The organism is Floccifex sp., from assembly GCF_051873495.1.
Classification (GTDB): domain Bacteria; phylum Bacillota_I; class Bacilli_A; order Erysipelotrichales; family Erysipelotrichaceae; genus Floccifex.
The window spans coordinates 1-4,383 of record NZ_JBJEEX010000134.1 but is presented as its reverse complement, the minus strand read 5'-3'; the positions used below and the strand labels follow the sequence as shown (position 1 = coordinate 4,383).

5 protein-coding genes and 1 other annotated feature are annotated in these 4,383 nt (G+C 33.2%); all 5 genes read right to left on the bottom strand.

From position 1 onward, the window contains the following. Nucleotides 1–95: 95 nt before the first annotated feature. Nucleotides 96–1,847, bottom strand: a complete 1,752-nt coding sequence (locus ACI313_RS08835; RefSeq protein WP_439755816.1) for a class I mannose-6-phosphate isomerase — start codon at nt 1,845–1,847, stop codon at nt 96–98. A 109-nt stretch (nt 1,848–1,956) separates the two neighbouring features. Then, entirely contained in the window at nt 1,957–2,325 is a 369-nt protein-coding gene (gene rplL, locus ACI313_RS08830) for a 50S ribosomal protein L7/L12 (RefSeq protein ID WP_439755815.1), read from the bottom strand. A 34-nt stretch (nt 2,326–2,359) separates the two neighbouring features. Then, a complete protein-coding gene (gene rplJ, locus ACI313_RS08825) occupies nt 2,360–2,917 on the bottom strand; it encodes a 50S ribosomal protein L10 (RefSeq protein WP_439755814.1) in 558 nt (185 codons plus the stop codon). A 31-nt stretch (nt 2,918–2,948) separates the two neighbouring features. Next, nucleotides 2,949–3,070, bottom strand: a sequence feature (ribosomal protein L10 leader region). A gap of 18 nt (nt 3,071–3,088) precedes the next feature. Next, the gene (rplA, locus tag ACI313_RS08820; RefSeq protein WP_439755813.1) at nt 3,089–3,775 is read right to left on the bottom strand and encodes a 50S ribosomal protein L1; all 687 of its coding nucleotides are present in this window, start codon (nt 3,773–3,775) and stop codon (nt 3,089–3,091) included. 11 nt (nt 3,776–3,786) lie between these two features. Next, nucleotides 3,787–4,206, bottom strand: a complete 420-nt coding sequence (gene rplK / locus ACI313_RS08815) for a 50S ribosomal protein L11 (protein ID WP_439755812.1) — start codon at nt 4,204–4,206, stop codon at nt 3,787–3,789. Nucleotides 4,207–4,383: the final 177 nt, after the last annotated feature.

Here is a 4,383-nt window from a genome sequence, read left to right as displayed (position 1 = left end):
AGAGTCAACACTTTTTTATAAAAAAAGTATCTTTTTTTGTGTTTTTTATGATTTTTACTAAAAAGGCCACTTTTTTTTTAAAAGTGACCAATTATTTAGCATTTAGGGTTTCTTACATATGCTTTAATTACTTTTATTTCTTTATTTTTGCTTTCACCGTATGGACGAATCGTATATTCTTCTATCGATGCTGGAATGATGAACGTTTCTGCATAATGAACTACAAATGGTTCAAACGCATTTGTTGGACTTTCTACGATTGCTTCTATTCCATCGATAAGATTCAACTGATTTACTGTTCCATTTGTTTTATGATATGAAGTATCTTTGATAGTATATCTTCTCGTTTCTATAAATTCCAATTCATGAAGCCCTGTATGTTCTATCTCACAATTATTTCCTTCTTCTGTTACTGGATATGTCGCATTTACTAAGTTTTCTTTAAGCCATCCTGTAGTACGATTCCATTGAATAACATTTTTTCCGTGTTCTACATTAATTGGACGAGGTTTTCCATCTAAACCAACTCTTCCCCAGTCCCATAATTTATAAGTAAAAATATATGGCGTTGCACTAATTTCTAAGACCATTGCACCAGCACCTGAACAATGACATGTTCCAGCTGGAATTAAGAAATGATCATGTTTTTTAGCTGGAAATTTATTAATGTATTTCTCTGCATCAAAAATGATATTTCCTTTTTGTGCTTCTCTTAAATCATCAATCATTTCATTTGGATTAATTCCTTCTTTTAATCCAAGATATACACATGCATCCTCGGTAGCATCTAAAATGTAGTAACTCTCATCTTGAGTATAAGCCATTCCATAGTTCTTTCGTATATATTCAGTTAAAGGATGAACTTGTAAAGAAAGATTTTGTCCTTCGATTGTATCTAGGAAATCAAATCGTATTGGATACTCAGCACCAAAACGTGCATATACTTGTTCTCCCAATAATTGTTTAGGTTTATATAAGACTAAGTCCATTGCAGGTAATTCAAATACAACATCATCATAATCGAACAAAATACTATTTTCTTCTGGAACTCCATCAAAACTCCAAGCATAGTTAATTTCATTTTTATCTAAATTACACACTTCTTTCATCCATTGTCCACCCCAAATTCCTGGATCAAAATAAGGAACTGTTCTAAAAGGTGTTTTAGATAATTCATCTAAACTATATCTAAAAGTATCACCTGAAATCATTTTTGGATCATTGGCTTTATTTGTATCCACAACATAATCAAATTTATTAAAATTTCTTTCTTTATGTTTATCAGCAATACGCCATTCAATGAAGTATCCTCTTTTATTTTTCTTTAGGATTTCTTCATTTTCATTGTTTGCTTTATAATTTGGCATTCCCTTACGATAACGTAATTGAATTTCCCATCTAGCCATATCAAAGTAAACATAAATATCGCCTTCAGTAACTAATGATGCGCCAACACCACAAACAATTGTTAAACCTTGATTATTAAGAATACTTTGTTTTGTTTCTTCTAATTTTGCTTCATCAATAAAATCAATAAAATCACCGAAATACATTTTCCCAAATGTACGATCATCAGTAAGATAATACTTTAATTGTTCAGTAATTGTTTGTCCATCTTTAAAAATATTAATTGTTTCAATAACTCTATTCGGATTTAAAGAAGTAACTAAATTCATCGCTTCGTCTTCATTGACCCCAGGATAGTAATCAAATACAAGAATACAATTTTCTGTTATTTTGGATTGTAATTCTTGTTTAATTTCGTCATATCCATGAAATGCATGATGATTATATATCTTCTTCATTGGGAACTTATCATATTTAGATTTAAAGTTTAAGTAGCTCATATTTTCACCTCTTGTTAAATGTTATAACATTATAATTTATAAATCAAGTGAAAATAAAAAAAATCCCTTGTTCAATTGAACAAGGGAATAATTTGAGTATTAAATTAAATTATTTAATATCTACAGTAGCTCCAGCTTCAACTAATTTAGCTTTGATTCCTTCAGCTTCTTCTGGAGAGATGTTTTCTTTAATTGCAGCAGGACATCCGTCTACTAATTTCTTAGCATCAACTAATCCTAATCCTGTGATTTCACGAACGATTTTGATAACGTTAACTTTAGAAGCTCCGAAGCTTGTTAAAGTTACAGTTACTTCACTTGGTCCTTCGTCTTTTGCTTCTTCAGCTGGAGCAGCAGCAACAGCAGCAGCAGCAACTACACCGAATTTTTCTTCGATTGCGCTTACTAATTCATTTAATTCTAAAATTGTAGCTTCTTCTAAGTATGCAAGAATTTCATCTTGAGTTAATTTAGCCATTTTTATTTCCTCCTATATGTTTATTTTTTGCAGATTATTCTGCAGCAGCTTCTTCAGCTACTTGTGGTTCTTCTACCACAGCTTCTTCAACTTTTACAGTTCCATTTTCTTTTGCTTCAGCTAATGCTTTAATTGTCATAGCAAATTTAATAACAGGAGCATTTAAGCAAGAAGCAAATTTAGCTAACATACCTTCTTTGTTTGGTAAGTTAGATAATGTTTTGATAGCATCTTCGTTTAATACTTGACCATCAACAATACCGTTCTTTAAAACCAACTTGTCGTGTGTTTTAGCGAATTTAGCTAATACACGAGCTGGAGCAACGGCATCCTTACCGAATGCGAACGCATTAGGACCAACTAAAGTTTCACTGAACCCTTCATAACCTAATTGATCTGCAGCACGACGTACGATTGCGTTTTTATAAACTGTCATTTCTACGTCTTCTTTACGTAATGCACGACGTAATTCAGTTACTTCTGCAACTGATAACCCACGGTATTCACATACAACTACTGAGCTACTAGCTTGCATTCTTTCAGCTAAGGCGTTTACGTTGGCTTCCTTTTGTGCAAGGATATCTTTATTCATTCGTTCCACCTCACTCTTTCTATATTGTAACAATATTCAAAAGAAAACTCACACCAAAGGTGTGAGTAATATGAAAACATATTTCTACATCAACCCTCGGTAACAAATTAAGCATAAAGCAGTTACTGTCTTTGGAATATTGATAACAATCTTATTTTACTGGTATTCTAACTATTTTTCAATAATTACAGGTACACCAGGACCCATTGTTGAAGAAAGAACAACTTTCTTCATGTATGCACCTTTTACAGCAGCAGGGCGTGCTTTAGCAATAACCCCATAAATAGCGTTAAAGTTTTCAACTAATTTTTCATTATCGAAACTTGCTTTTCCGATAATAACGTTTAAGTTACCTTCACGGTCTACACGGTAAGTAACTTTACCTTTTTTAACTTCGTCAATAGCTTTAGCTACATCCATAGTTACAGTTCCAGTTTTAGGGTTTGGCATTAAACCTTTAGGTCCTAATACACGACCTAATTTACCTAATTTACCCATCATGTCTGGAGTAGCGATTAATACATCAAAATCGAACCATCCTTTAGCGATTTTTTCGATTAAATCTGTATCACCAACAAAATCAGCACCAGCTTCTTGAGCTGCTTTTGCTTTATCACCTTGAGCTACAACAGCAACAGTTTGAGTTTTACCTGTACCATTTGGTAATACCATAGCTCCACGGATTTGTTGATCAGCGTGACGTGGATCAACATTTAAACTAAAGCTTAATTCGATAGTAGCATCGAATTTTACAGTAGATGTTTGTTTAACTAATGCAACTGCTTCTTCAATTGAATAAGAACGGTTTTTATCAACTAATTTTGCAGCTTCAGCATATCTTTTACTAATTTTTGCCATTGTTGCCCCTCCTATTCAAATCCTTCAATTTTGATACCCATATTACGTGCAGTTCCTGCAACGATACGCATAGCAGCATCAACATCATTTGCATTTAAGTCTGGCATTTTGTATTCAGCGATTTCTCTTAATTGATCAACTGTAATTGTACCAGCAACTTGTTTTTGGTCACCACTTGCAGTAGAGATTCCAGCAGCTTTCTTTAATAAGTTAGCAGCAGGAGTAGTTTTTAATACGAATTCAAAACTCTTATCTTCATATGCTGTGATAACAACAGGAACAATATCCCCTTTACGGTCTTTAGTTGCATCATTGAATGCAGTACAGAACTGAGGCATATTGATACCAGCACTTGCTAGTGCAGGACCTGGTCTAGCTCCACCTGCTTGGAATTGCAACTTACAAACTTTAGTAACTTTTTTCTTGCTCATAAGACAACCTCCTATATAAAGTCTTATGCAGTGGTTTTCGAATGGTTACTCATTCTCCCACGCATGCCATACTATTCTATATTAAAAGAATCAATATTGCAATAATAAATTTAATTTTTTTTCATAAAAAAAAGGATCCGGCAACGTGCTATGTTCGCAGGGGCAAGCCCAACTATT